Origin of the sequence: Streptosporangium heterodermiicola, assembly GCF_051390675.1 — a bacterium.
Taxonomy (GTDB): domain Bacteria; phylum Actinomycetota; class Actinomycetes; order Streptosporangiales; family Streptosporangiaceae; genus Streptosporangium.
On record NZ_JBPJSR010000006.1, the window covers coordinates 85,935 to 110,037 of the forward strand.

General features: G+C 70.3%; 25 protein-coding genes. 15 read left to right on the top strand and 10 right to left on the bottom strand.

Translation table 11 applies throughout. From position 1 onward, the window contains the following. The first annotated feature begins 67 nt into the window (after positions 1-67). The 14 genes from ACSC1Q_RS14940 to ACSC1Q_RS15005 all read left to right on the top strand — a co-directional run bounded on the left by ACSC1Q_RS14940 (position 68) and on the right by ACSC1Q_RS15005 (position 10,643). Positions 68-1,483: a DUF2637 domain-containing protein gene (locus ACSC1Q_RS14940; protein ID WP_436759298.1), complete on the top strand. Its 1,416-nt coding sequence runs from the start codon at positions 68-70 to the stop codon at positions 1,481-1,483. Next, complete coding sequence (locus ACSC1Q_RS14945) at positions 1,480-1,938, top strand: RapZ C-terminal domain-containing protein (protein ID WP_436759299.1); 459 nt, start codon at positions 1,480-1,482, stop codon at positions 1,936-1,938. Before ACSC1Q_RS14940 ends, ACSC1Q_RS14945 begins: the two co-directional genes overlap by 4 nt. Continuing rightward, positions 1,935-2,168 carry a hypothetical protein gene (locus tag ACSC1Q_RS14950; RefSeq protein ID WP_436759300.1) on the top strand — a complete coding sequence of 78 codons (234 nt, stop codon included), beginning with the start codon at positions 1,935-1,937 and terminating at the stop codon, positions 2,166-2,168. Before ACSC1Q_RS14945 ends, ACSC1Q_RS14950 begins: the two co-directional genes overlap by 4 nt. Further along, complete coding sequence (locus ACSC1Q_RS14955; protein ID WP_436759301.1) at positions 2,165-2,593, top strand: DUF3307 domain-containing protein; 429 nt, start codon at positions 2,165-2,167, stop codon at positions 2,591-2,593. The genes ACSC1Q_RS14950 and ACSC1Q_RS14955 overlap by 4 nt, the downstream gene beginning before the upstream one ends. Next, a complete protein-coding gene (locus ACSC1Q_RS14960) occupies positions 2,590-4,242 on the top strand; it encodes a hypothetical protein (protein WP_436759302.1) in 1,653 nt (550 codons plus the stop codon). The genes ACSC1Q_RS14955 and ACSC1Q_RS14960 overlap by 4 nt, the downstream gene beginning before the upstream one ends. Before the next feature lie 27 nt (positions 4,243-4,269). Further along, complete coding sequence (locus ACSC1Q_RS14965) at positions 4,270-6,462, top strand: hypothetical protein (protein ID WP_436759303.1); 2,193 nt, start codon at positions 4,270-4,272, stop codon at positions 6,460-6,462. 195 nt (positions 6,463-6,657) lie between these two features. Beyond that, positions 6,658-6,951, top strand: coding sequence for a hypothetical protein (locus ACSC1Q_RS14970; RefSeq protein WP_436759304.1), 294 nt, complete (start codon positions 6,658-6,660; stop codon positions 6,949-6,951). Between the two features lie 82 nt (positions 6,952-7,033). Further along, positions 7,034-7,243: a hypothetical protein gene (locus ACSC1Q_RS14975; protein WP_436759305.1), complete on the top strand. Its 210-nt coding sequence runs from the start codon at positions 7,034-7,036 to the stop codon at positions 7,241-7,243. Next, positions 7,243-7,890, top strand: coding sequence for an NUDIX domain-containing protein (locus tag ACSC1Q_RS14980; RefSeq protein WP_436759306.1), 648 nt, complete (start codon positions 7,243-7,245; stop codon positions 7,888-7,890). The genes ACSC1Q_RS14975 and ACSC1Q_RS14980 overlap by 1 nt, the downstream gene beginning before the upstream one ends. Further along, positions 7,890-8,153 carry a hypothetical protein gene (locus ACSC1Q_RS14985; RefSeq protein WP_436759307.1) on the top strand — a complete coding sequence of 88 codons (264 nt, stop codon included), beginning with the start codon at positions 7,890-7,892 and terminating at the stop codon, positions 8,151-8,153. The genes ACSC1Q_RS14980 and ACSC1Q_RS14985 overlap by 1 nt, the downstream gene beginning before the upstream one ends. 284 nt (positions 8,154-8,437) lie before the next feature. After that, positions 8,438-9,295 (top strand): tyrosine-type recombinase/integrase, encoded by an 858-nt coding sequence (locus tag ACSC1Q_RS14990; protein ID WP_436759308.1) that lies wholly within the window; start codon positions 8,438-8,440, stop codon positions 9,293-9,295. Positions 9,296-9,309: 14 nt separating this feature from the next. Then, entirely contained in the window at positions 9,310-9,696 is a 387-nt protein-coding gene (locus ACSC1Q_RS14995; protein ID WP_436759309.1) for a hypothetical protein, read from the top strand. 60 nt (positions 9,697-9,756) lie between these two features. After that, a complete protein-coding gene (locus ACSC1Q_RS15000) occupies positions 9,757-9,915 on the top strand; it encodes a hypothetical protein (protein WP_436759310.1) in 159 nt (52 codons plus the stop codon). Beyond that, positions 9,912-10,643 (top strand): PP2C family protein-serine/threonine phosphatase, encoded by a 732-nt coding sequence (locus tag ACSC1Q_RS15005; RefSeq protein WP_436759311.1) that lies wholly within the window; start codon positions 9,912-9,914, stop codon positions 10,641-10,643. Before ACSC1Q_RS15000 ends, ACSC1Q_RS15005 begins: the two co-directional genes overlap by 4 nt. Before the next feature lie 343 nt (positions 10,644-10,986). On the opposite strand, the gene ACSC1Q_RS15010 is transcribed toward ACSC1Q_RS15005, so the two are convergent. The 6 genes from ACSC1Q_RS15010 to ACSC1Q_RS15035 all read right to left on the bottom strand — a co-directional run bounded on the left by ACSC1Q_RS15010 (position 10,987) and on the right by ACSC1Q_RS15035 (position 14,448). Continuing rightward, on the bottom strand, positions 10,987-11,268 hold the full coding sequence (locus ACSC1Q_RS15010) for a DUF8825 domain-containing protein (RefSeq protein ID WP_436759312.1): 282 nt from the start codon (positions 11,266-11,268) through the stop codon (positions 10,987-10,989). A 357-nt stretch (positions 11,269-11,625) separates the two neighbouring features. Beyond that, positions 11,626-11,988, bottom strand: a complete 363-nt coding sequence (locus ACSC1Q_RS15015; protein ID WP_436759313.1) for a hypothetical protein — start codon at positions 11,986-11,988, stop codon at positions 11,626-11,628. Next, on the bottom strand, positions 11,985-12,596 hold the full coding sequence (locus ACSC1Q_RS15020; protein WP_436759314.1) for a hypothetical protein: 612 nt from the start codon (positions 12,594-12,596) through the stop codon (positions 11,985-11,987). Before ACSC1Q_RS15020 ends, ACSC1Q_RS15015 begins: the two co-directional genes overlap by 4 nt. Positions 12,597-12,846: 250 nt before the next feature. Beyond that, positions 12,847-13,659 carry a peptidoglycan recognition protein family protein gene (locus ACSC1Q_RS15025; RefSeq protein ID WP_436759315.1) on the bottom strand — a complete coding sequence of 271 codons (813 nt, stop codon included), beginning with the start codon at positions 13,657-13,659 and terminating at the stop codon, positions 12,847-12,849. Continuing rightward, a complete protein-coding gene (locus ACSC1Q_RS15030) occupies positions 13,656-14,048 on the bottom strand; it encodes a hypothetical protein (RefSeq protein ID WP_436759316.1) in 393 nt (130 codons plus the stop codon). Before ACSC1Q_RS15030 ends, ACSC1Q_RS15025 begins: the two co-directional genes overlap by 4 nt. Then, the gene (locus tag ACSC1Q_RS15035; RefSeq protein WP_436759317.1) at positions 14,038-14,448 is read right to left on the bottom strand and encodes a hypothetical protein; all 411 of its coding nucleotides are present in this window, start codon (positions 14,446-14,448) and stop codon (positions 14,038-14,040) included. The genes ACSC1Q_RS15030 and ACSC1Q_RS15035 overlap by 11 nt, the downstream gene beginning before the upstream one ends. 303 nt (positions 14,449-14,751) lie before the next feature. Between ACSC1Q_RS15035 and ACSC1Q_RS15040 the strand changes: the two genes are divergently transcribed. Continuing rightward, the gene (locus tag ACSC1Q_RS15040) at positions 14,752-15,753 is read left to right on the top strand and encodes a DUF4352 domain-containing protein (RefSeq protein WP_436759318.1); all 1,002 of its coding nucleotides are present in this window, start codon (positions 14,752-14,754) and stop codon (positions 15,751-15,753) included. Positions 15,754-15,788: 35 nt separating this feature from the next. Here the strand turns inward: ACSC1Q_RS15040 and ACSC1Q_RS15045 are convergent, their stop codons facing one another. The 4 genes from ACSC1Q_RS15045 to ACSC1Q_RS15060 are packed head-to-tail and all read right to left on the bottom strand — an operon-like array spanning position 15,789 to position 24,096. Beyond that, a complete protein-coding gene (locus ACSC1Q_RS15045) occupies positions 15,789-15,941 on the bottom strand; it encodes a hypothetical protein (protein ID WP_436759319.1) in 153 nt (50 codons plus the stop codon). 13 nt (positions 15,942-15,954) lie between these two features. Then, positions 15,955-19,143 carry a fibronectin type III domain-containing protein gene (locus tag ACSC1Q_RS15050; RefSeq protein WP_436759320.1) on the bottom strand — a complete coding sequence of 1,063 codons (3,189 nt, stop codon included), beginning with the start codon at positions 19,141-19,143 and terminating at the stop codon, positions 15,955-15,957. Positions 19,144-19,147: 4 nt separating this feature from the next. Then, positions 19,148-20,335, bottom strand: a complete 1,188-nt coding sequence (locus tag ACSC1Q_RS15055) for a hypothetical protein (RefSeq protein ID WP_436759321.1) — start codon at positions 20,333-20,335, stop codon at positions 19,148-19,150. Then, positions 20,332-24,096 (bottom strand): phage tail protein, encoded by a 3,765-nt coding sequence (locus ACSC1Q_RS15060; protein WP_436759322.1) that lies wholly within the window; start codon positions 24,094-24,096, stop codon positions 20,332-20,334. Before ACSC1Q_RS15060 ends, ACSC1Q_RS15055 begins: the two co-directional genes overlap by 4 nt. Positions 24,097-24,103 lie beyond the last annotated feature (7 nt).

Consider the following 24,103-nt stretch of genomic DNA (forward strand, 5'->3'; position numbering starts at 1 on the left):
CCGCGGTGAGGCCGCTGACCCGGGACCTCGACCCCGCACCACCCGATGAAGAGCAGGAGAAGGATCTATGGAGCACGCTACGGACACGGCCCCGGCCGCGCCACAGCGCGCCGAGCCGAGGCGCCTGTGGCGCTCCCGCGCCGAACGCCGCGCCGACGCCGCCCGCGCCCACATCGACGAACAGCGCGCCCGCCAGCAGGCCGAGCGCGAACGCCTCGAAACCGAAACCGAGCACGCCCGCCTGCGCGCGCAGCTCGACGAGCAGGCCACCACCGCCGCCGCCAAGCGCCGCGACCAGCGCCGGACCCTGCGCCAGCGCGTCAGCCTCGCCGTGGTCCTGGCCGCCGCGAACATCGGCGTCAACGCCGCCGCGGTCCTCGGCCAGATCCTCGCCCTCATGTACGGGCTGGACTGGGCGTGGTGGCAGGCCGTCCCGCTGGCCGTCGTGGTGGAGTCGGTCGCGGTGAACGTCGGCTACCTCGCCCACGACAAGATGATCAAAGGGTTCAGTGCTTACGGTCTGCGCCTGCTGTCCTACGCCATCGGCGTCGGCGTCGGCGCCTTCAACTACAGCCACAACTCCGGGCTGGCCCAGACCGGCGAGTTCGCCGGCGTGTTCGGCGCCGCCTCCATCTTGAGCCCGGTGCTGTGGCAGATCTACTCCCAGTGGCGCCACTGGGAGACGATGCGCGAGCAGGGCCTGCTCGAAGAGCGGCCGCTGCGGTTCCCGCTGCTGCGGTGGGTCATCCCGTCCCTGCGCGCCGAGACGTGGGAGGCGTTCAAGCACGGCGTCGCCGAGGACATCCGCTCCCCGCAAGTCGCGCTGGCCGAGATCCGTGCGCTGAACGCGACGGACGCCGCACTGCGGGGCCTCGGGGACGTCCGGGCCGGACTGATCCGCGCCCAAGGCGACGTCCTCACGGTCACCCAGTTGGTCATCGCGGAGATGGAGGCGGCGCGCGACGCCGTGACCGCCAGCGCGACGATCGAAGCACCGGCGATCGGTACCCGCGAGGTCACCCCGGCGATCACCGGACCGGTCACCGTCGAGGCTGCTCGCGCGGACGATGCCGTGAACACCTCGGCGACGATCGAGTGCACACCAGAAGCGCCCCCGGCCGACCCGGAGCCGGTCATCGACGCGGTCACTTCGGACGCCGCCGACGATGACCAGGACGGTGACCGGGATCGCCCCGATGAGCAGGACAATCGCGATGCCGAGAAGTGGATCAGGGGGTGCATTCGAAAGGGCCGCACCCCGACCTACGGTGAGGTCGCCGGGCGGTACGAGTTCAGCCGCGGCTGGGCGCGGAGCCGTGTACAGGCGGCGCGCGCTGAGATGACCGCGAAGGGGTACCGGTTCCTGCCCGCGAACGTCGTCCAGTCGCCCGCCGAGCCGGTCACCGTGAACGGCTCACGAAGTGAACACGCTGACGACGTTGAGATGACCGCCATCGGCTCGGCGGGCGGTGACGAGCGATGACCGCGACCACCACGCCGGTCGACCCGTGGGCCAACCCGGAGGGCTCTCCGGACCTGCCCGCTCAGGTCGTCATCACGAGCTTCGGCTACCGCCACGCCGGACCGCCCGCCGCCGACCTGACCGTGGACGCCCGCCGGGTCCTCCGTGACCCGCACACCAGCCCCGCCATGCGACAGCGCACCGGCCGCTCCCCGAAGGTCCGCCGCCACGTCCTCGTCACCCCCGGCGCCCGCGAGCTCATCCGCCACACCGTCGTATGCGCCTTGGACCTGATGCTCGCCACCGGCTGGCGGATCACCATCGCCACCGGCAGCACGGGCGGCCGACACCGGTCCGTCGTCCTGGCAGAAGAAATCGCCCGGCTCATCCGGCGCGAGGGCATCACCGCCGCCGTGCACCACCGCGACGTCGACAAGCCCGTCCTGCCCGCATCCACCACCGGAGGTGGGTCATGATCCGCCAAAGCCTCGTCACTCAGATCGCCCGCGTCCTCCTCTGCATCGTGCTCGACCTCCTCGACATGCTCGCGCACCTCGCCGTCATCGCCCTACTCGCGTTCGCGCTCGGGCTGGTTTTGCCCATCCCCGTCGCGCTTGTGGTCGCGCTCCTGGCCGTCTGCACCTACAGCGGCTACCGCACCGCCCGCCGCGTTGACCGAGCACGCATGAGAGGCGAGATTCGATGACCGCCGCCACGTTCGCCGCCGTCTTCGCCGCCCTGTACGCCGCGCACAGCTTCGGCGACCACTGGGTGCAGACCCACCGTCAGGCGTGCGGCAAGGGCGCCCCGACCCGGGCGGGCCGCGCGGCCTGCGCCTGGCACGTCGTGACCCTCACCCTCACGAAGATGATCGCGGTCTCCCTCGTCATCGCCGTGACCGACCTACGCCTCAACGGGCCCTGGCTCTGCGCCGGGCTGCTGGTCGACGCGGGCTCACACTACTGGGCCGACCGGCGCGTGACGCTGGCCCGCCTGGCCGAGCGGATCGGCAAGGGCGGCTTCTACAGGATGGGCGACGGCCTCGCCTCGGGCGCTTACGCCCTCGACCAGTCCTTCCACGTCCTGTGGCTCTTCATAGCCGCACTGATCATCGCTGGAGGTGGGTCATGAGCGCCGCCGAGACGCAGTCTCGCCCGGACGAGCGCACCTGGGACGACGAGCCGCAGCCGAGCGTGCCGGAGCCCCGGCAGCAGCACCGCAGTGAGCCCGCCCCGGCCCCGGTCGAGGACCCGCAAGCAGCCGAGCAGGAAGAGCCAGAGCGGGGTACGCCCGCCGCCCAGTTGCTCACCGGGCTGGCTTGCGTGCTGACCGTGTTCGGTGCTGGCCTTTACCAGCTGCTTGGCGTCTGGGGCCTGGCCGGTGGAGCGGGCAGCGCCGTGGCGGCCGGCGGCGGCTACGGGTACTGGAGGTGGAGGCGCGCGCACCCGCGCAACCGGTCGAGCCGGTCCCCGGGATCGCGCTCCTCCCGCAGCAGTCGGGGTTCGGACCTGGGTATCAGCCGAGGCGGGCGGCGGATGGTGCTCGGCGCCACCTCCGGCCCCGGTCGCGCCGGGCCGGGCCGGGGTCGTACCTCGACGAGTTCGCGGATGCCGTCCTTCGGCGGTGGCCACGCTGGTGGCCGAAGGGGCGGGAAGTCCGCGGGCCGCAGCCTCTTCGGTGGCGGCGGCCGAGGCGGCGGGAAGTCCGGCAAGCTGTTCGGCGGTGGCCGAGGCGCCTCGGGCGGCCGAGCCGGAGGCCGCAGCGGCGGAGGCCGCGGGGCAGGTGCGTTCCGGTCGGGCTCCGGCCGGGCCGGAGGTAGCCGTTCCGGTCGGCACGTCTTCGGCGCCGGAGGCGGGCGTCGAGCAACTGGTGGAGCAGCCCGCCGCGGCGGAATCGTCGGCGCCGGGCGCAGCCTGGCCCAAGCGGGCCGTACGGTTCGCCAGCGGACCGCGTCCCCGCGGCTGGATGCCCGCACCGCCGAGCTGGCCCGCCGAGCAGGCGGGTCCGCTCGCGCCGCCCGGCAGCGCCTCGCCCAGGCTGGTCGTACGCTTCGCCGCCGGGTCGCCTCTCCGGGCCTGGACCGGCGTACCGCCGACGCCGCTCGGCGGGCGGGCCGGTGGATCGACCAGCGCACCGGACGGCGAGTCAGTACCGCGTGGACTGCGGCCCTCGGTGGCGGCCGTCGCGCTGCCGTCGCCGCCCTGCGGAAGCGTTACCGCAGGTGGGACGCAGAAACCACCGGCGCGCTGGTCGCGGCATGGGCCTGGCTGACCGCTCCGCTGCGTCGCCGCTGGGCCGCCCAACCCACACCCACCCCCGACACCGACCCTGCTCCCGATCCGGTCTCGGACTCCACCCCGGAGTCGCAACCCGCCCTCCAGGACCAGCAGCAGCGCCCCGACCGCCGCCCCGCCCGGGAACGGCTCAACCGAGAAGGAAGAACCATGGCAAACAACCTGGTCACCCATGCCACCGAACTGCCGACCATCGCCTCCGGGTACGAGACCGAGGACATGATGCAGGTCAAGGTCGACCTGGAGATGCTCCGCGAGCTACCGCTGCAGTGCGCCTCCGCCATGCGGCTGATGACCGAGCGCCTGTCCGCGGACTACCCGATCCATCAGGACGTCGTGGAAAGCCTCCAGGTCGTCTACGAGGGGTTCTGCCAACTGGCCAACGCCTGCGACGACGCATCCACCACCTTCCAGGCCGCTCACGAAGCCGACATCGCCCGCCACCTGGAGCCTCGCACCAACGAGCAGAAGTGGAACGTCCAGTAGCTCGCCGCACCAACGAAAGGGGGGATCATGGGCACGAGGACGAAACCAGCGCCGCCGCGCGCTGACTGGTCGATGCGCCCGCGTGGCACCGCCAGCGCCACCGGTATGGGCGCGCTCGGCCTGGCCGCGCTCGCGGCCGGCGGCGACGCGCTGCAACTGCATCCGGGATGGGCGGCGGCTGGCGCCACGCTGGGCGTGGTCGGCACGGTGCTGTCCGGTGTCCGGCTCCCCTCGAAGACGCTCGGCTACCGGCTGGGCGCGTGGTTGGGCGCGGGCGGGTGGTTGACCTGGTCGTGGGTGCACACCCCCTGGGAGCTCAACACGATGGCGGCGCTCGGCCTGGGTGCCCTCGGCGCCGGACTGCTCGCCGACTGGGCCCGCGTCCCCGACTCGGCCGCGCCTTCCACCGGCGCGGTGGTCGTGCACCGGCACGCCACCCTGGCGGCCGAGTGGACCGACCGCATCCAGCGCGTCGCCGCCGTGCGCGCGCAGGTCGAAGACGTCCGCGAATGGGCGGGCGCCGCTGGGTTCTCCGCGCTGGTCATGCAGCCCAGCGGCAGCTCCAGCACCAGCAAGCTGCGACAGTCCGCGGCCGGGCTGGCCGAGGACGCGCGCCTGCCCAACGGGTGTGGCGTGGAGTTCGCCGTGGGGCCGTGGCGTGGGAGCCTGCGCATGCACGTCTCCACGGTCAACCGGCTGACCGAGACGATCCGCCACCCCGGTATCACCGTGGGGGGCAGCATCAACGACCCGGACGCGATCCGGCTCGGAGCGCACCGCGACGGCAGCACCGCCGCGGTGGCGCTGCGCGAGTCGACGATGATCCTGGCCGGGCAGAAACGGAGCGGGAAGTCCGGCACCCTGCACAACGTCACCGCCGATGCAGCCTCTCTGGATGACTGCCTGGTGTGGCACATGGACCTCAACGGCGGAGGCATCAGCCGGGCCTGGCTGCGCGCCTGGTTGGAGGGCCGCACCGACCGCCCCGCGATCGACTGGGCGGCAGGGTGTCCGGAGGAGGCGCTGCTGATGGCCAAGGCCCTGGTCGACATCGCGAAAGACCGCAAGTCCGCGCACGCCGAGCTCAAGGCCGCCCGCGACGTGCAGCTGCTGCCCGTCTCCCGGCAGGTGCCGGCCATCCTGCTGATCCTGGACGAGGGCAAGGAAGTCCTCGGCACGAAGATCTCCGAGCCGATCATCCGGGCGATCCGGCGTGCGCTGGAGACGACGGTAGACATCGGCGGCAACGAGGCCGTCAACGCGGTGCTGTCGGTGCTGCGCAGCATCAGCACGGCGCTGTCGACCGACATCCTCAAGCAGTGCAGCACCAGAGCCACGATGCGGGTGTTCGACCAGTCCGAGATCGACTACCTGTTCGGCTACCGCCGGGGCGTCACCCCGCAGGACGCCCCCGAGCAGGGCTCGGGCTTCCTGCAGATCGGGGCGGATGCGGTGCGGGTCTTCAAGGCCTACTTCATGGTGCCGTCCGACATCGACGTCGCTGCGGTGCAGATCGCCGCGCACCGGCCTGACCTGGACGCTGACGCAGCCCGCGCCGCCGGTCAGGCGTATGCGACCAGGTTGGAGCGGATGCGCTACCTCTACAGCACCCCGGCGGTCCAGGCAACCCTGCCAGCCCCGGCGCCCGTCTACCTGCCCGGGTTCGACGACGAGCCATGGTATCCGGCCGGGGTCTCGGGCGACGGCGCCGCACCGGCTGCTCCCGCCACGGGGAGCGAGGTCACCCGTCGCCGTCCTGGTCATCTGACGCTGCTGAGGCCGACCGGGGCGACAGCGGGCTGGGATGACCCCGAGCAGATCGCCGCCCGCGCCCGAGGGGACCGCCCCGGCCCAGCGCGCGGACCCGAGCGCACCCACCCGTACCCGTCTGGGCCGCGGCCCCGGCTGCACGCCGAGCAGATCCACGAGATCGGCGGCGCCGAGGCCGCGGTGCCCGAGCTCCTCACCCGCGCCCTGACGCTGCCCTGGGACAGCGGACGCCTGCACAGCGAGGCCCTCGCCCAGGCGCTGGACATGACCGAGCTGGAGCTGGCCGCGCTGCTGGGCGCGATCGGGGTGACCACGCTGCCGAACGCCTTCGAGCGCGGCGGCAAACGGCGCCGCGGATACCAGCGCGGCGACCTGGAGGACGCGGCAGAGGCGATCCGCTCCGGCGAGCTGGAGGTGCCGCCCGAGGTGGCCGACTGGCCAGCGGCCTGACCCCCACAACCCCCCACGACCCCCACAACCCCCCACGTGGGACCCCCACAACCCATATGAGCTGGGAAAACGCCCCGCCCGTGGGGGGTTGTGGGGGTCGTGGGGGTCTCCCGAGACACCCCCTTTTCGGGGTCTGAGAGCCCTCAGACCCCCCACCCTCGGGACCCCCACGGGTCCCACACCAAGGAGATCCAGATGACCCTCAGAGAGAGCGCCCGCCAGGACACCATCCAGACCGACCCACATCGAGTCCTCGCCGTATTCACACTGCTGCTTGGCGCCCTGGTCCTGTTCAACAGACCCTTCTTCGCCCACCTACTGGGCACCTGGGGGCCACCGACGTGGGTCATCCCCATCGCCACCGCAGTCGCGGCACTGGACTACGCAGTGAGCGTCTGGCGGGGCGACCCACGGACATCATCGGGCGCGGTGACCGCCGTGGGTGCGGCGCTGCTCCTGGTGGCCGTCCTCGCCTGGCGGCTGTCGTAGCGGCGCTGGGGGTGCGCGACCGGCCGCCGGTCAGCCGCGTGCCCGGAGCAGCCGCTCCACTATCACCGAGAAGGAGAACGGCATGGCCAAGAACGAAGCGCGCGGTAACGACGTCCAGGCCGTCCAGGTCGGGCGTGTGCTGGGCAAGAGCCGGGAGGAGATCCTGGCCGACCGCGCTGCGGCGAAGGCCGCGAGCCTCGCGAAGACCGGAGACTCGACCCGGAACGTGCGCGAGGGCAACGCCCAGGTGGGCAAGCAGGCCGACGTCATCACCGGCGGGATCCGACTGTGATGGGCGCGACGTACACGCACCCCGACGTGCTCACCCGGGGAGTACAGGAGGGTTGGGCGGATCCGCAGGAGGACCCGACCCGCATCGACTGGGCCGCCCGGCAGCAGGCCGCGGCGATCCCGTTCCGCATGATCGAAGGACGCCCCGTCAGCCCCGGCGCGCCAACCGGCATCCGGTACGGCCGCGGCGAGCTGGGCCACTGGGGAGAGCAGCAGGTTGCCGACGCCATCGTCTTCGCCCACATCGACGGCAGGCGCTGGGTGCTGATGGTCGAGCGCGACGACGGCCACGGCTGGGCGATCCCGGGCGGCTGCCTGGACCCCGGCGAGGATCCGCTGGCGGCGGCGGTCCGCGAGCTGGAGGAGGAGACCGGCCTGGTCCTGGAGCGCGTCTCGTGGGAGGTGCTCCCCGTCCGGATCGTGCCGGACCCGAGGGCGACCGACGAGGCGTGGATGGTGACCACGCCCGCCGTGACCGACCTCGGCGACGTCGCCCAGCTGCCCGCCGTGGCAGGGGCCGACGACGCCCGCCGCGCCGAGTGGGTGCAGGCCGGCACCTACGACGCCCTGGCCACCTACCTGGAGGAGACCTTCGGCGGACGCGTGTTCGCCGCGCACGAGGAGCTGCTGGCCGAGGTGCTCGGCTGATGACGGACCACGACGAGTGGGTGGCCGGCCTCACCACCGCCGAGCAGCGGGCCCAGGCCGCCGAGGTGGTCGACCGCCTCACCCCCGCCGAGCAGACCCGCGTCCTGGTCGAGGTGTACGCCACCGCGGCCGCGCACGGCGATGACACCACCCGCATGATCCAGCTCGGCCGAGACGTCATCGCCACCGTACGGCTGCGCGGCCTGCCCGGCTACCGGGAGATGGTCGACGGCAGGACTACCGCGAGCCCGACGCCTGCTTGACCCTCGCGGCCCCGGTGTCCCCCCGGCGCCGGGGCCGCCCCCGTCTCCACCACCGATCTTGAGAGGACGCCATGAGTCTGCACGCTGGAGCTGGAGCAGCTTCTGATACTTGTGAGTATCAGAAGCTGTCCCCGGGGAGAGCTTCCGATACTTCGGTCTCCGAGGATTCGCAGGGCCCCGATTCGACTTCCAATACTACGGACCTTGATCACGATGGCGACGGGTCCGCCCCTCGACGCGGACCCGGAGCGCTGCCGACCCGGCTACCCGACCGCTACACCCAGGTGTTCGCCGACTACGAGACCAACGTCTCCCGGCCCGGCACCCCGCTGGCACCGAGGACCATCACCGCTTACCTCTCCCGGATCCGGCAGTACCTCGTATGGCTCGACGCCGCAGCCCTCGACGGCGACCCCCTCACCGATCCCGTCGCCCGGGACTGGGCGGCCCGCGACTACCGCGCCTACCTGATGACCGTGGCCAAGCGCGCCCCATGGACCGTGAACGGGCACCTGACCGCCGTGGACGACTTCAACCGGCGCATGGGCGTCGGCCCGGCCGCGGCCAAGCGCACCGACCTCCCCCAGCTCGCGCCCCGCGCGCTGGACGATCGTGCGCAGACCCGGTTCCTGCGCGAGGCCGAGCGAGCGCCGACTCGGGACCGCGCGCTCGCCTACACCGGGTTCTACGCGGGCCTGCGCATCGCCGAGCTGGCCGCCCTCGACATGGATGACGTCCACCTGTCCGCGAGGAAGGGAACGCTCATCGTCCGCTACGGCAAGGGCGGCAAGTACCGGAGCGTGCCCATCCACCCGCAGCTCCGCACCGCGCTGGAAACGTGGATGGCCCAGCGCGTCGCAACGGCCGGGGAGGTGGCGCTGTTCGTCAACGCCCGCGGCCGGCGCCTGTCCTCGCGCGGCATCTATGACGTCCTCACCGGCCTGGCGGACGCCGCCGGGGTCGAGGACTTTACGCCCCACGTGCTGAGGCACACGCTGGGGACGAACCTGCGGCGGCAGGGCGAGGACATCGTGGTCATCGCCGAGCTGCTGGGCCACAGCATCGAGACCGCCCGCCGGTACACCCTGCCCTCGGAAGACGAGCGCCGCGCCGCCATCGAAAACCTGCCCACCGACGAGTAACCCGGGGAGCCCCCATGGCCAAACGTGAACTTCCCTGCTGCGAGTTCTGCCACTACTGCGATGCCCCGCTCGTGCGACGCCACGAGCACGACCACTTCCCGATTCCCAAGGCGGCAGGCGGAACGGAGATGGCCCCGGCGTGCATGAACTGCCACGAGATGAAGGACCGGATGCCTCTTGAGCAGTGGAACCCCACCTTCTTGGTAACTGGGCTTCTGGAAATCCTCGGAGGTCAGCCTCAATGCTCCCTGTCCCCCTACGAGATCGTGGATAGCGTCGCTGACTACAAGGCAGTCTGGCCCAACCTTTCCCACGCCGGGCGGCTGGTTTATGCGAAGACGCGCGCGGCTGTGGAGCACCACCGAGCGCGGGAGACCCGCAGGCGGGCGGCTGGCGAGTAAGGGCGGGGGCGTCCTGCTGTCTGCCTGCGATCGATCAGTGGGCCGGGTGAACATGACCCCATGACCTCACCCGACCTGCCCTCCCCGCCCGACGACCCCGTGCCCGACTGGGTGCTCCAGCGCGGCCGGGAGTTGCTGGACCCGCACCGCGAGGTGCTGGAGCCGCTGCTGCGCGCCGCGGCGGACGCCCTGGACCCTGAAGAAAGAAAGATCACATGACCACCGCACCCAACAACCGGATGATCACGGTCGCGAAAGCCACCCGACCAGGCACCGCCAGCCCCAGCGGCGACGCCGCCGTGGTGTGCACCCTGGATGACCGGACCACGGCTATCGCCATCGTCGACGGCATCGGCCACTCCGACCGCGTCGCGCACGTCGCCGCCCTGCTCGCCGAGACGGCCGCCCGCGTGGCCGCGCGGCGCGGACCTCTGGCCGGAATCCTCACCGCCACAGAACTGATCGCCGACACCGGGGCCAGCGAGGACCCCGAGCCCGACGCGGCCGCCGTGGTGGTGACCGCGTCAGTGGACGCCGACGATGTACGGATCGCCTGGGTCGGGGACTGCCGCGCCTACGCCCTGGAGGACGGGCAACTCCAACTCCTCACCGTCGACCACAACCTGGCCACGCAGCTGGAAATGTGCGGGTACGAAGGCGAGGTCACCCGGCGCGCCGCGCAGCTGCTGCGCACCAGCATCGCCACGGCGTCCGTCGCGACGGTCTCAGAGGCATGGACCACGAGCGACCTCGTGGTCCTCACCTCCGACGGCGTGCACGACCAGGTGCCGCACGACATGCTGGAGAAACTGGTGCTCACACGCCGGGACGACCCGCAGGCGCTGGCCGAGGCGATCGTGGCCGCCGCCCGCGCGGACGCGGATGGCCATCGGGACGACGCGACGGTGGTCGTCCTGGCGATGCGGCCGCCGGCCGCCGCCATCTGACCGCAACGCGAGAAGCCCCGCCGCTCCGGAGGAGAACGGCGGGGCTTCCGTGTTCCTGGGTGCGCCTCGCGTCCGAGCCCGATTCGGATTCGGGCCAACCACTCCGCCCCGGCCGGCGTCTCACAGGGTGAGGCCCGTCAGCGTGCGGCTGACCGGGTCGGCGTCTCCTCCCTGGGTGGCCGCCTCCAGCGGGGGGCGGCCACCCAGCAAACAAGACGAAGCAGGCCCGCCCGGGATGGGCGGGCCTGCGTCATGCCAGTCGGGTATGGCTGGTAACCCGCGAGGCTCCCGAGCCGATCCCTGGTCATCGGTCCCGTACCCGGCGAGGCGGGTACGGGACCCTTCAGCCCTCGCCTCGGGCTGCTTTTTGCAGCGCCATCCGCGCCTTGTGCGGGTCGTCCACCGTCTGAAACCACGGGTGCCGGTATAAGACATCGACGAGGCGCAGCCGCTCGGCGCGGGCCGCCGCCAACTCTTCCCGCTGCTCCTCCGACACCGCCGCTTCCCTTGCGAGCACCGCCACCGACGACGGCATCGCGTCCGTTGCCGCCTGTACACGTTCGTCCGCCTCGTAGAAGGCGCGCTGCGCTTCGATCAGGTCTTCGGGAATCTCGTAGTCGGCCATCGGTCACTCTCCCCCGGGTCGTGCGATACCGGAGCGATCTTACGAGGCGGCGACAACAAGACGAACGCCCCGCCCTCCCGGAGGAAGGCGGGGCGTCTCAAGATCAGAGCGTGGGGTCCCGTCCGGCATGGCCGCACGCACAGGACCCCACCAGCACAGTATGCCGGGGGCAACTCCCGGAAGCGCGCCCAGCAGCAGGAGTTTGAGGCTGCCCCTGCAGTACAGGGTTCGTCAAAGCCGCACTCAAAGCCGGGTCGGGAACGCGAAGAAGCCCCCGCCGTCCGAAGACGACGAGGGCTCCCCACCTACCAGTTGCTGCCACCTGCGGCCAGGCTGGCAGTTCACGCTCTCGGCCAGTCAGGCCGCCAGGTCGTAGGCTCCGCGCGGCTTCGACGTCTGCCGGATGAACACCGCCACCGCCAGACCGACGAACGTCATGATCGCCACCGTCTGCTCCGGGCGAGCCTCCCACCCAAACGTGATCGCCAACGACAGCCCCGCCTGAACAGCGCCGAGAATCGCCGACTTGATCGACCCGCCGTTATCGAGGCTCCGCGTCGCGAACGCCACCCACACGCCCGCCAGCGCGAGGATGAGGGCGTTGACCACAGCGACCTGGACGTCCGACCACGGGATGAAGAACGCGGCCAGCAGCTGCACGAAGGACGCGGCGAGGGTCGCCCACAGGGCGGGCTCGCCTGTCAGGTCGTCCTTGGTCACAGCTGCTCCCCCTCGGGGGCGTCGCCCTCGCCGGGCGCCGGCGTCTCGTTCTCGACGTCACCCGCCACCAGCTCGATCGTCGCCGTCCCCGCGGGCACGACGTCGATGGCGTGGGTGGCCGACAGCGGCTCCTGCCCCTCACTGTTCTCGTCCTCGATGGTGACGGTCAGCACCGCCGAGCCGGGGGCGCCGGACACGACGACGCAGGTCTGCTCGTCCTCCGACACCCGCAGCTCCGCCACCGCCGGGTCGTCGATCGACCACTGCACGTTCGGCCGGGTCGGGAAGCCGGCGGCGTCCTTCGCGTCGATGCTGAGCTGGAACTGGTGGCCGGTGTTCATCTGCGTCATCGTGTTGCCTTCCTGGTGAGTGATTGTGCCGGTCGGCACGGGTTTGGCCTCGTCAACGACGGGCCCAGGGGTGAGGAAGATGCGGGTGGTGCCGAGCACGTAAGCGGCCAGCCCGTCCGCCAGCCGCCGGATCGCGGCCTGGGCGACGTGCTCGGTGACCGCCCGGTCGACGCCGGGCTCCAAACAGATCGGCCCGTGCAGCAGCGCCGCGGCGTGGACGGCGGCGGCCCGCGCCAGGGCACGGTCGGTCAACGGCATGGCGGCCTCCAACGGGCGATCAGCGCCCGGGCTCGGGCAGCAAAAAGCCCCAGCCGCGATGGCCAGGGCGTCGGGGGGTTCCGCCGCGGCGGCGGGTCCGGGGAGCGGACGATGCGAAGCTCCGGGCGGTGCGGGTCGACGCGTCTCATCGCCCCAACCCGTCTTGGATCCACAGGGGCAACTTCCAACTCCAGGGCCGGTTCGGTTGGATGCTGGCGTCTCATCAGCAGTTGGAGGAGCGCGGCCTCGATCACGCCGACTCGGGCGGCGTCCACGACCACGTCATCGCCCACGTCGCCTTGTCCACGGTGTCGCCAGCAGGAAGGCCGGTTCCGCGCCGGTAGCCGCGGGCCACGCCTGCGGACTGCCCGCCGAACCAGCCGTCGACGTCGATCGTCCAGCCGCGGCGGGCCATCTTCTCCTGCCACACCCGGACGTCTTCGCCGCGCATCATCTGCGCGCCCTCAACGTGCTTCAGAACCCGGCCCGGCCACCGGGGTACGTCGCCGTCCCACACCACCGTGACGGGCTTCTCCACGGGCTTCGGCTTCGCCGGGACCTCCTGTGGGCGGGGCGCCCCCTTCCGCACCCACGCGTACAGCGGGCCGCCCGGGCAGCTGGTCGAGTAGCCGTCGCGGTGCCCCTTGATCTCGCTGCCCGCGCCGTGCTTGCGCAGCAGCTCGATGCCGTCACGTACGGCGTGCAGCAGGTCGTCGGTGGGCTCGACGAAACCCGAGCTGCCGACGAGGGCGAGGATCGCGTAGTGCCCGCTGTTCTGGCCCTCCCCGTTCGCCGCGCTCATGACCCGGAGTCCGCGCCCCTCCAGCAGGCGGCGGTGCGGGCAACCCGCCAGGTTGTACGCGAAGTCGCTCCACTTGTTGACGTTGATGTGCTGGTTCTGGAAGTTGCGCATCAGCTCCAGGCAGATGTCATGGTCATCCACGATCTTGGGCGAGACATAGCCGCCGGTGTAATGCACTTTCGTGCCGCGCGCCTCGGGCAGCGGCGCGTAGGAGCCGGTCGGCCGCCGGGCACCCCACCCGGCCCTGGTGATTACCTTCATGGCGCTTCCACCTCTCCCACCTCAGTCTCCGGCCGGATGTCGGCCTTGCTCAGCTGCAGCCGCAGATCAGCGACCGTCTCCTCCAACAAGTCCACCTGCGCGCGCAGGTCACGGATCTGCTGCCGCATCTCCGCTGACGCGTCCTGCTCATGAGCAAGCTGCTGATTCAGCTCCCCCATCCGCTCACGCAACTTCAGGGACTGCTCTTCCAACGTCTGCAGCGCCGACTCGTAGATCGCCCGCGCCCGGTCGAAGGCGGCCGCATCGACCTTGCTGGTCTCCACCGCCTCCGTGACCCGCGCAGTGCGCCTGCTCGCAGCCGCGGTGAACGCGGCGCTTCCCAACGCGCCGATGCAGGCGACGACCGCGATCCAAATCTCACCGGTCACTCCGCCCACCCTTCGGCACCGTCGCCATCACCATCACCAGCCCGGCCGCCAGCAGCCACATCACCGCCAGCACGTAGCCACGCGGCAACACCCCCGCCACCCACGCCCCCAGGTGCAGCAACGCCCAAAAGATCTTCAGGCCGGTGGCGGCCGTGTACGCGACCCGATCCCGGGGCGTCCACGCCTGCACCAGGCAGATCGCACCGACTGCGGCCCACACGCTGCCCCACACGGGCAGCGGGGCAAGCGCCGCGTAGAACCGGTACGTCTCGGAGGCGAGCGTCTCCGGCGGCGCGTAGGTGAGGGCGATGGCGTAGACGACGTCGACGGTGGCGAGGATCAGCAGACACGCGCCACGTTGAGAAAGGCGGTGGCGCAGCACGACGCACAGCCGGGTCATGTGGTGGCCTCGGGCATGCAAGGTCCTCTCAAGGCAAGGTGAGGGCGCAGAGCCGCGCCGAAGAAGGGGGTGTCGTCCGCCGTGGGGGCACACGGGCGACACGAACACGATGGCCACATCCGGCCAGCAGTAACCCCGGAGAGCGACCCCAGCGTCACACACGCACCCCCCGACTCAGGAGATGCCGTGTCATACCCCCCGCAAGGTCAGCCGCCGCACAACCAGTACCACCCGCCGCACAGGCACCCGCAACAGCCGACCGCGCACAAACAGCCGCCACCGCGCGGCGGATCCGCACTCTCCATGGCAGTCATCGCCCTCGCCACCGTCGCCCTGCTCGGCATAGCCGTCGCCGCAACCCTCATCGTGCTCAGCCCCACCAGCCCGAACACCGGGGCTCCCGACAGCGTCGAAGTAGCCGCCGCAGACCTACCAGCGCAAGAACAGAACGAAGCCGGCGCGCGAGCAGCCGCCCAGCAGATTTTCGACCTCTACGCCGCCGGTTCCTACGGCAAGTTCTGGGATCACTGGGCGCCCCAATCGCAAGCCCTGGTATCGCGCGACGACTACGTGGACATGTTCGAGCAGTGCCCGCAGATCGCACGGAACCTGCGGTTCACGATCACCTCAGTCACCGTCAACGGCGACGCCGCGCAAGTGCAGGCCAACCGGCTGATCGCGGCGTTCACCTTCGACTTCCTCTACGAAGGGCAGGCGTGGCGGTACGTGCTGCCCGCTGACCAGCAGAAGGAGTACCAGTCCAAGACCGTTGAACAAATCGTGCAAGAGCGGCGAACATCCCGACTTTGCGGCGGCCAAGACGCACCGCAACTCACCCCGCAACCAGCCCCAACCTCAACCCCGCCACCAGCGGCGCAGGAACAGGCGCCGTCAGGCGCGAAGGTCGGCGAGACGCTCACCGTCAAGGGGCTGCAATCGGGTGTTGAAGTCGCTGTCACCCTCAACCGGGTCATCGACAACGCAACGCCGAACAACCCGTACGTGAAGCCGAAAGCCGGTAGCCGCTACATCGCCATCGAACTGACCTTGAAGAACATCGGCCAAGACGTCTACACCGACTCGCCGGGTATCGGCGGCGCGTTGATCGACGCCGAAGGCCAACAGCACCGCCCGACGTTCGCCGAGGTGACGGAGGGAATCGTGTTCGGCGGAGCGGTCACCGTAAACCGTGGTGACGCCCGTAAAGGGCTAATCGTGTTCGAGATGCCCGCCGCGGCGAAAGCGGTGAAACTCCAGTTCGGGGTGATGTTCGGCCAGCAGAAAGGCGAATGGGTGCTCTCCTAACGCCTTCCCGCCGCACCGGAATCCGCCAGAGATACCTACCTACCCACCTGCCGGAGTTCGGCGGCCTCCTGCTGCGCCTGCCGCAGGGCCGCCCTCAGCAGCACGTTGTCGTAGATGGCAGCGTCCAGCCGCACCCGGTACTCCTGCACGACCTCGGCGGGGTCGACGTTGGTTTGCTGCTCATCCATGTTGGCCTGCTGCTCATGCATCAGCGGTCCTCATCGTGTAGTAGCGGTACGGGCCGTCGCCATGGATGTCCACCTCATCGCGGCGAGGCTCCACCAGCAGCGGCGGGACGTCCGAGCGGATCGCTTTCACCAGCCAGGAAACGCGACGCCCCGGCGGCCCGGAAATGCGGAACCGGCCGCCCTCCGGGTACGTCGCCGCCACCTCGCCCGGCACATCGAAGCAGGACAGCAGCACTGCCCGGCCGACGCCCCGGGTGAGCGCTTCGAAGTATCCGGGCAGCTCCACCGCCGCTTGGCCGTCCTCGTCGAGCACCACGTCGCCCCAGTATTCGACGCCGTTGTGCGGCGACTCGGTGGTGGCGTGCACCAGGTGCCGGCCCGCGTCCTGCGGGTGGTCGATGATGAAGGTTTTCACGATCGAATTAGTGTCGTTCCGGACGAAATGGATATCCGACCCACTCCAGTAGCAGCGGAAAAAACCGTCGCCAGGCCCGCCCTGCGCCATGAAATGCAGTGCGCCGCCATTCGTACCAATGCCCGCGCCTCGCACGTCGGTGACGCCATTGTCCTTGAATCGGATCCCGGCGATTTCCGAGCCAGAGGTTAAACCAATGTAGTTGGTAGCCCCAGGCGAAATATCGATAACATATTTACGGCCACTGGAGGTTACGCTACCAATTTGCAACGAATCGGGGGATGCCACCGACGACGTAATGTAGTGGTAGCTGGACACGTCCTCGTAGAAGCGGATTTCCGCGTCAGCGCCGATAACCGGGTTGATGACCAGGCGCTTCGTCGTAAAGTTGACGCTACTGGAAATACGGCCCACGACATCAACGTTGCCGGTCGTCGCATCCAACCTGAACGTTTCCAAACCACTACTGTTGTAGCCCCGCAGCCCATAAAGGTCCAGCTCGATGCGAGCATTGGAGGTGCCCGACCTCAGGATGAACGACCCGTTCGGGTCGAGCCCTACCGTGTTGACGCCGCTGCTGTTGTGCAACTGCAGGCCGCTGATCGTGCTCAGATCCACCCGCGCCCCGCTCGTAGCGGACCTCATGTAGAACACGCCGTTCGCGCCTTGGATGCCGACGGTCTGCACGCCGGCGGCGTCCCACGCGCCGATGCCACCAGCGTTGACCTCTACCCGGGCGCCAGAGGCGGACGTCCGCAGCGCGAAGCTGCCGTCGTTGAGGAGCGACACGAGCTCGGTGCCGCCGCCGTTGTATCCGTGCAGGCCGGTCGCGTTGAGCTCCACCCGCTGCCCGGACGACGCGGTGCGGATGCTGGCGCCGAGCAGGATGTTCGCCCCGATCGTCCCGGCTGTGATCTTCGACGCGGTCAGGTCCGAAATGTGCGCCGAGTCGACCAGCAGGGCCGTCGCGCTCGCCGCAGCGGACGGCAGCGACCGGTTGCCCGCCTCATCCACCGCGACCACCCGCACCCATCGGGTGGTCGTCTCCTCCACCTCCACCGTGCCCACCGCGGCGATCTCCGCCTGCATCATCCCCGCGTTCGCAGGGATCTTGCCCTTCACCGTCGTCTCATCCGCGGTGAACCCGGAGCTGTCGCCGACGTGCACCTCAAGGTGGTCCAGGTCGAGTTCAAGGTTGAAGGTGCCGCCGGTCGCTTTGCCCAGCTCGTGCCGCACCTGCAGGGCCAGCGACGACCCGGCCACCGTCGGAGCAGCCGGCGTGCTGGGCGGGATCGTGTCCGGGTGCGCGGTCGCCGACTCGGTGACGCTCCATTCGCCGGCGTTGCCGGACAGGTCGACGGCGCGGATCCCGAAGTCGTAGACGACGCCGGGGCTGAGGTCGCCGACGACGACCTGCGTGTCTCCCCCCGCCGCGTACGCCATCCGCCAGGTGGTCGCCGGGGACACGTCGTAGCGGATCTCGTAGTGGTCGAGGTCGAGGATCGTGCTGCCGTCCTCGTTGAGCGGTTCCTCCCAGGCGACCATGATGTTTGCCCTCGTGCCGCCGAGCGCGTCCAGGTAGACGCTGGTCTCGAACGGCAGCGCCCACGACACCACGCCGGGGATCGTGGCGTCCGGGATGGGCCGCGGCCCGACCGGCTCGCCGCCGGAGTTCGTCAGCGACCTGTTGAGCTCGCCGACGACGACGGATGTGGCGCCGCTCTCCCACACCGCGTACGGGGTGAGATCCAGCCAGGTGCCGTCCTGGTGCCGGTAGGCGACCGTCATCCCCTCCGCCACCGGCCACGACGTTTCGACGGCGCGCAACCGGATCGGGTTGATGCGCTGCCCGCGGTACTGCACCTCGTTGGAGACGTCGAACAGGGTCGCGTCGGGGTCGTACACCCATACCCAGTCGCCGACGACGAACGCGCCGCGGATGTCGTAGTCCGCCGCGCTGAGCCGCATGGCGTTGCGGGTGCCGCTGAACCTGTTCAGCTGCAGCTGAGCGCGGGCTTGGGCGTTGCCGGTCGCGGTCCCGGACTCGCTGACCAGGCGGGTGCGCTTCACCGGGTTGCCGCGGAGGTCTTCGTAGGGGTTCGACAGGACGTTCACACCCGCGGTGGCCACGGATGCGCCGTCGCCCTCGGCGAGCAGCACCACCCGCGACGTCCAGTCCTCGACGTCGCGGGCGAGCGCCATATCCCCGGGCAGGCCGGTCAGCTCCATGTCGGGGCCGACTGCGCCGTCGCGGACGATGACGCAGGTCGGCGTGACCTTGAACAGGTTGGCGGATGGCCCGGCGTCGAGGGTGGCGTTGCCGTTGACCCGCCAGTCGCAGTCCTTCGTCGAGCAGATGTAGTCGATCGCTTTACGCTTCGACTGCCACTGGTGGCGGCCGGTGTAGGTGCCGGGGGCACTGTAGAGGGCGCCCTCGACCACGGCGGTGCTGGCGCCGAGGATGGCCCGGATGGCGTTCGGGAACGTCTCGCCGACGAGCTGGATCGGCGTCTCCAGGACTTCGCCCTTGTCGTCGGAGTCGCCGAGCCAGACGGCCATGCCCTGACCCTTGATGGTCTTCCGGTTCTCGAATTCGCGGCCGGTGAGCACGCCGACGTAGCGGGCCATGGTGAGCAGCTCGTCGTCGTACTGGGCAGGGGTGAGGTCGCCGGGGACGATGGCGACGTGGCCGAAGAAGCCGAGTCGGTCGAGGACGTCGCGCGGCGTCTCCTCGCTGAGCTGGACGCTCCAGGAGCCAAGCCCCATCAGCACCTCGGTAACAGCCACCCAGTCACCTCCTTACGACGCTGGTCGTTTCCGGTAGAGCACCGACATACTGATCCCGCAGGTGAATGGCCATGTCGCCGGACACAGCCCCGGAACCGCCCGCCACGGTGCCGAGGTAGAAGTCCATCACCGTCGAACTGGTCTTCGTCATCCCGCCGTTGGCGTGCGGCGCGAAGTTCCGGGCCGACCCGGCGGTCACCCGGTTCCCGTCGGAGTCGTTGGTCGAGCGCACCACGTACGACGTACCGTCCGTCAACGTCTCCGCTGACGCCAGGTAGACGCTGAGGGCGCCGGAGTCGCCACGCTGCAAATACCCCTCCACGAAGCGGGAACCCCGGCGCAGGGTGAGGTCCAAGACGGTTCGACCAACCGGCACCCGGTGCTCCACCAAGCGGACAATCACCTGCTCAGGGTCGTTCCGCAGGATCGTCGCCGACTCGAACCGGGCCACTTGCGTGCCGCCGACATCCACCCACCACGCCCGCGGCCGCCAAGCGCCGCCGGTGAACGACGCGACCTCGATGCTGCCGCCGGACTGCAAGGGGCGCACCCGCACCAGACCATTCGACAACTCCCAACCGTCGACCTCCACCCGGTGGCCGGTACCAACCCGCTCGTACCCGGCCGACAGGATCCGGACCCGGCCGCGCATGTAGTCGCCGGTCGCGCACCCCCACCGCGGCGACACCCCGGCGGGCAGACCCCGGTACACCGTGATGAGCCCGTCGGTGGTGGCCCGCGTCATCATGCTGGGCAGCGTGGCGCCGGTGTTCAGGGCGTAGTGGCCGGGCGGCGGCGCGTGCCACCGCTCCCCCGACAGGCCGTAATCGTTCGCGCGCCGGGCGCCGGTCAGCCGAGACTCCAGGTCGATGTCGGTGTCCGAGCCGTGCCGGCGCAGCCCCAGCTTCCACACCACCCACGCCAGACGCTGGCCGAACCGGTCGACGTAGTCCGCGGACACGTCGGTGACCGTGTAGTACCCGTTGCGTTCGGACTTCTCTTCCCAGCGAGCGGGCACCATGGCGCCGACCAAGCCGAGGGCGCCGTCCATGCGCTCGAGTAACTCCGCCCGGGAGATGAGCCCCACGACCTCCTTCCCTTGCAGGCTCATCGTCCGGCCGTCGCTGCTCCCCGACTCCGACAGCCCGAACGTTTCCCGGAGGGTCAGCCGGCCCACGGTCAAGTCGCTCACGCGTACACCTCCCGCTCTAGGTCACGCAACGCGTCACGAATCTTCACAGCCAGATCCCTGGCTACCCGGTCAACCTGCAGAGGATCACCGCTGGGCAACGTCGCCTCGACATTGAGGTTCTCCACCACGATGCCGCCCCGGCCGCCGGATGCCGACGAGGCGGTGAAAGCTCCGGCTGCCGGTGCCACCGTCATGGATCCGCCGGTCAGATCAAGGTGTGCTGCGTCAGCGAGCCGCCCGGCCGCCGCCGTCACCAGGCCAGCGGCACCGTCCATACCGACCGCCAGGCCGGCTGGCAGTTGCTTGCCGATCGCGGCGAACACCTTGCTGGGGGAGGCGATGCCGAGGAGGCGCCGCAACCAGTCGATGAGACCGGTGAACAGACCGCCGACCGCGCCGACGAACCAGTTCCAGGCCCCGACGATCCCATTCCACAACCCGATGATCATGTTGTGGCCGACGCTTCCGAGCAGCCCGCCGAGGCTGCTCAACGCGCCCCCGATCATGCCGGGCAGGCCCCGCACCCAGTTCACCAGATCGGTCGCGCGGCTGACTGCGGCGTTTCGCATCTCCAGGAACCAATTCGCGACCCGGACCGGTATCTGACCTAGGTCCGCTATCGCGTTGAACACCTTGCCGGGAAGGGTGGCGAGCCATACAACCATGTCGTTGAACCGGGCGATGACCTTGTCTTTCGTCTCCCGAATCCACTTCTCGGCATCCCCTGCGAAGGTCTGCAGGAAGCGGACGAACTCATCCAGGCGTGCGCCAACCCATTCCACCGCCGCCTTCGCGCCGCCCTTGAAGTCGTCCCAGCTTTTGACGATCTTCGCGACCTCGCCCGCGATCACCCCGGCCAGCCACTGCATGCCCGCCACCAGGGCGGGCATGATCGCGTTGACCAGGTCCGCCATCAAGGTGATGAGACCCGTCAACACGGGGATCAACGGGGCAAACGTCAACGCGAGCGTCACCAGTTCGGGGATCAGCGGGATGATCTGGATCAGCAGATTGCTGAACGCGGACACCAGCTCCGGCAAGTACGGGGCGACCTGCTGCACCGCGCGGGCGAGCTGCTCGGCGATGATGACTGCTACCTGCGCGAGCACCGGCACCAGCGGCAGCAAAGCCTGCACAACCTGCACGAACGCCGCCGCCAACGGTGGGATAACCGGCGCCAGCTGGGTGATGACCTGAGCGACTAGCTCAGCCAGCAGCGGCAGCAGCGGAGCCACCGCCACCACCAGGGAAGCGAACGCGCCCGCCAACGGCACCAGGGCAGGCGCCAACGCGGCGACCGCCTGGCCGATCGCACCGAGCACCGCGACGAACGCGGGCCCCAACGCGGCCAGGGCAGGACCCACCTGCTGCAGTGCGCCACCCAGTTGCTCGGCGAACACGGCCGCCGCAGCGCCGATGACGGGCAGAAGCGGGGCGATCGCGATCACCACCGCTTGGACCGCTCCGACCAGGTATACGCCCAGGGTGGAGATGATCTGCGCGACGATCGGGATCAGCGGAGTCAGGGCAGGCAGCAGCCGGTCGACGACGGCGACCGCCAAGCTGGTCAGGAGCGGCACCAACGGCATCAACGCCTGCAACCCTTGGCCGAACGCCGCCACCAGCGCAGACAGGGCGGGAGTGACGGCGATGACGCCTTGGGCGAGGTTCGTGGCGATGACGGCGGCGAACTGGCCGATGATCGGCAGCAGCGGCGCCAAGGCTTGCAGCACGCCGCCGATCGCGGCGCCGACCGGCCTGAACGCTGAACCCAGACTGCCCGCCGCGGCGCCGATGCCGCGGACCACAGCGGTGAAACCGGGCAGCAGCGCAGCCGCCGCCTTAGCGATCTCCGCGAACAAGGGGATCACCGCGGTCAACGCGTCCGCGAACGCGTCCCCAAGCGGAGCCAACAGGGGTGTCAGCTGGGTGACTGCGCCAGCCAGGCTGACGGCGATCAGGGAAGCGAGCCGGGCGACGACAGGCAGCAGCGGAGCCACCGCCTGCAGGACGGTGGAAACGGCTTGAGCGACGGGTTGCAGGGCGGGCGCCAGGCTGCCGACAGCGCCACCGATGCCTTGGACGACGGCGGCGATACCAGGCAGCAGCGCGATGAACGCATCACCGACGGCGGCGATCAGCGGAGAGATCCTGTCCAGGGTGACGCTGATCGCGCTGCCCAACGCCCCCAAGGTGGACGCGATCGTGGTGACCGCCGACCCGACCCCCTGCGCCAGCGCGGTCAACCCCGGGGTGACCGATGACAGGGCGGACACGATGCCCTGCACCACGGCGACCAGAACCGGCGCGAACCCGGCAGCCAGTTGAGCGACGACCGGCACCAGTACGCCGAGACCGGAGGCGATCGCGGTGATGACCGGCACCAGGCTCTGGCCGACCTGCGCGAGCGACTGGAAGATCGTGATAAGGATCTGCTGACCGGCCGCGCTGTCGACCCAGGCGTGCATGCCGTCGACCAGTTGGCCGAGCACGCCGAGCGCACCAGCACCTGCGGTCTCCGCCGCCCGCAGGACTCCGCCGAGAACACCGCCGAGATCAGCGACCAGCGCGCCGAGCTGCTTGAGGGCGGCCAGCGCGCCGCCCATCCACGCCAACGCCTGACCGGAAGCGGCAGCGTGGAACATGAACCGGCCGAACTTCTCCACCACGTCGGCGATGCCGGGCGCCAGATTCGCGAGCCAGCCGGCACCCACCACAGCCAGGTCCCTGAACCCGGCCAGCAGCGGGGTGATCGCTGGCTGCAGGGACTGCAGGGCGGTGCGGACGGAGATGAACAGTGATTCCAGGGCCCACACCGACTCGCCTGTGCGGGCGAACTGCAACGCGGACGCGGCGGCAACCCCGTACTCGCGGGTGATGCCGGACAAGCCGTCACGTAGCGGCCCGTGCAGGGCGTCCATGAGGGGGCCGAGCTCGCCGAGCAGCGGTTCGAAGAACCCCTGCCCGACGGTGTCCTGGATGTCCTCCAACGCCTGATTGAGGCCCAGCATTTCGCGGCCGAACTGCTGAGCTGCGGGGGCGAGGTTGACCAGCAGCGGCTCCAGCGCCTCGGGGGCCACCTCAGCCCAGAAGCCCTCCCAGAAGTCTTTGAAGTCCGACGTGACGATCTTCAGGGCGCCCATGGCCAGGCCGACGCCGCTGACCAGGCCGGGCAGGGCGGCGATCGCCCCGGCGGCGGGGGCGAGTGCGGCGACGAGGCTGACGACGCTGGCTGCCGCTGACGCCGCCCCGGCGGCGAGCACCGACATCGCTCCGGCGGCGACGCCGAGCTTGCCGAGCCCTGTGACGAGGGCGCCGACGGCGCTGGTCGCTTGGCCGAACCCGCCGACCAGGCCGCCGAGGCGCGGGGTGATCAGGTCGAAAACGCGGGCGGCGAGGTCGCCGACGCCGCTGAGCCTGTCGCGGAAGCCCTCGGTGAAGCCGCCGCCCGCTGATTCGCCGAGCCGGAAGCCTTCCCCGAAGAATCCGGGCCGGTCGAATCCGAGCCGCCCGGGGTCGGCTTTCGCGGACTGGTTGAAGCCGTCGTTGAAGCCGTCTCCGGCAGCGTCGCCGAGACGTCGGCCTTCGGCGGTGAATCCGCTCTGCTCGCTGCGCAGCCGTCCTTGGGCGTCGCGGCTGAAGCTGCGGCCGAAGTCGTCGCCCGCCTCACTTCCGGCGCCGTCGAAACCACGCCGGACGTCGTCGCGGACGCCGGTGGTGTCGGCTCGGACGCGGACGAACGCTTCGGCGAGGGCAGCCACGTGACCC

What these genes read in the sequence shown, in the direction of transcription:
- ACSC1Q_RS14940 (WP_436759298.1), top strand. Translation starts at nt 68, where the DNA reads ATGGAGCACGCTACGGACACGGCCCCGGCCGCGCCACAGCGCGCCGAG.
- ACSC1Q_RS14945 (WP_436759299.1), top strand. Translation starts at nt 1,480, where the DNA reads ATGACCGCGACCACCACGCCGGTCGACCCGTGGGCCAACCCGGAGGGC.
- ACSC1Q_RS14950 (WP_436759300.1), top strand. Translation starts at nt 1,935, where the DNA reads ATGATCCGCCAAAGCCTCGTCACTCAGATCGCCCGCGTCCTCCTCTGC.
- ACSC1Q_RS14955 (WP_436759301.1), top strand. Translation starts at nt 2,165, where the DNA reads ATGACCGCCGCCACGTTCGCCGCCGTCTTCGCCGCCCTGTACGCCGCG.
- ACSC1Q_RS14960 (WP_436759302.1), top strand. Translation starts at nt 2,590, where the DNA reads ATGAGCGCCGCCGAGACGCAGTCTCGCCCGGACGAGCGCACCTGGGAC.
- ACSC1Q_RS14965 (WP_436759303.1), top strand. Translation starts at nt 4,270, where the DNA reads ATGGGCACGAGGACGAAACCAGCGCCGCCGCGCGCTGACTGGTCGATG.
- ACSC1Q_RS14970 (WP_436759304.1), top strand. Translation starts at nt 6,658, where the DNA reads ATGACCCTCAGAGAGAGCGCCCGCCAGGACACCATCCAGACCGACCCA.
- ACSC1Q_RS14975 (WP_436759305.1), top strand. Translation starts at nt 7,034, where the DNA reads ATGGCCAAGAACGAAGCGCGCGGTAACGACGTCCAGGCCGTCCAGGTC.
- ACSC1Q_RS14980 (WP_436759306.1), top strand. Translation starts at nt 7,243, where the DNA reads ATGGGCGCGACGTACACGCACCCCGACGTGCTCACCCGGGGAGTACAG.
- ACSC1Q_RS14985 (WP_436759307.1), top strand. Translation starts at nt 7,890, where the DNA reads ATGACGGACCACGACGAGTGGGTGGCCGGCCTCACCACCGCCGAGCAG.
- ACSC1Q_RS14995 (WP_436759309.1), top strand. Translation starts at nt 9,310, where the DNA reads ATGGCCAAACGTGAACTTCCCTGCTGCGAGTTCTGCCACTACTGCGAT.
- ACSC1Q_RS15000 (WP_436759310.1), top strand. Translation starts at nt 9,757, where the DNA reads ATGACCTCACCCGACCTGCCCTCCCCGCCCGACGACCCCGTGCCCGAC.
- ACSC1Q_RS15005 (WP_436759311.1), top strand. Translation starts at nt 9,912, where the DNA reads ATGACCACCGCACCCAACAACCGGATGATCACGGTCGCGAAAGCCACC.
- ACSC1Q_RS15010 (WP_436759312.1), bottom strand. Translation starts at nt 11,268, where the DNA reads ATGGCCGACTACGAGATTCCCGAAGACCTGATCGAAGCGCAGCGCGCC.
- ACSC1Q_RS15020 (WP_436759314.1), bottom strand. Translation starts at nt 12,596, where the DNA reads ATGCCGTTGACCGACCGTGCCCTGGCGCGGGCCGCCGCCGTCCACGCC.
- ACSC1Q_RS15025 (WP_436759315.1), bottom strand. Translation starts at nt 13,659, where the DNA reads ATGAAGGTAATCACCAGGGCCGGGTGGGGTGCCCGGCGGCCGACCGGC.
- ACSC1Q_RS15035 (WP_436759317.1), bottom strand. Translation starts at nt 14,448, where the DNA reads ATGACCCGGCTGTGCGTCGTGCTGCGCCACCGCCTTTCTCAACGTGGC.
- ACSC1Q_RS15040 (WP_436759318.1), top strand. Translation starts at nt 14,752, where the DNA reads ATGGCAGTCATCGCCCTCGCCACCGTCGCCCTGCTCGGCATAGCCGTC.
- ACSC1Q_RS15045 (WP_436759319.1), bottom strand. Translation starts at nt 15,941, where the DNA reads ATGGATGAGCAGCAAACCAACGTCGACCCCGCCGAGGTCGTGCAGGAG.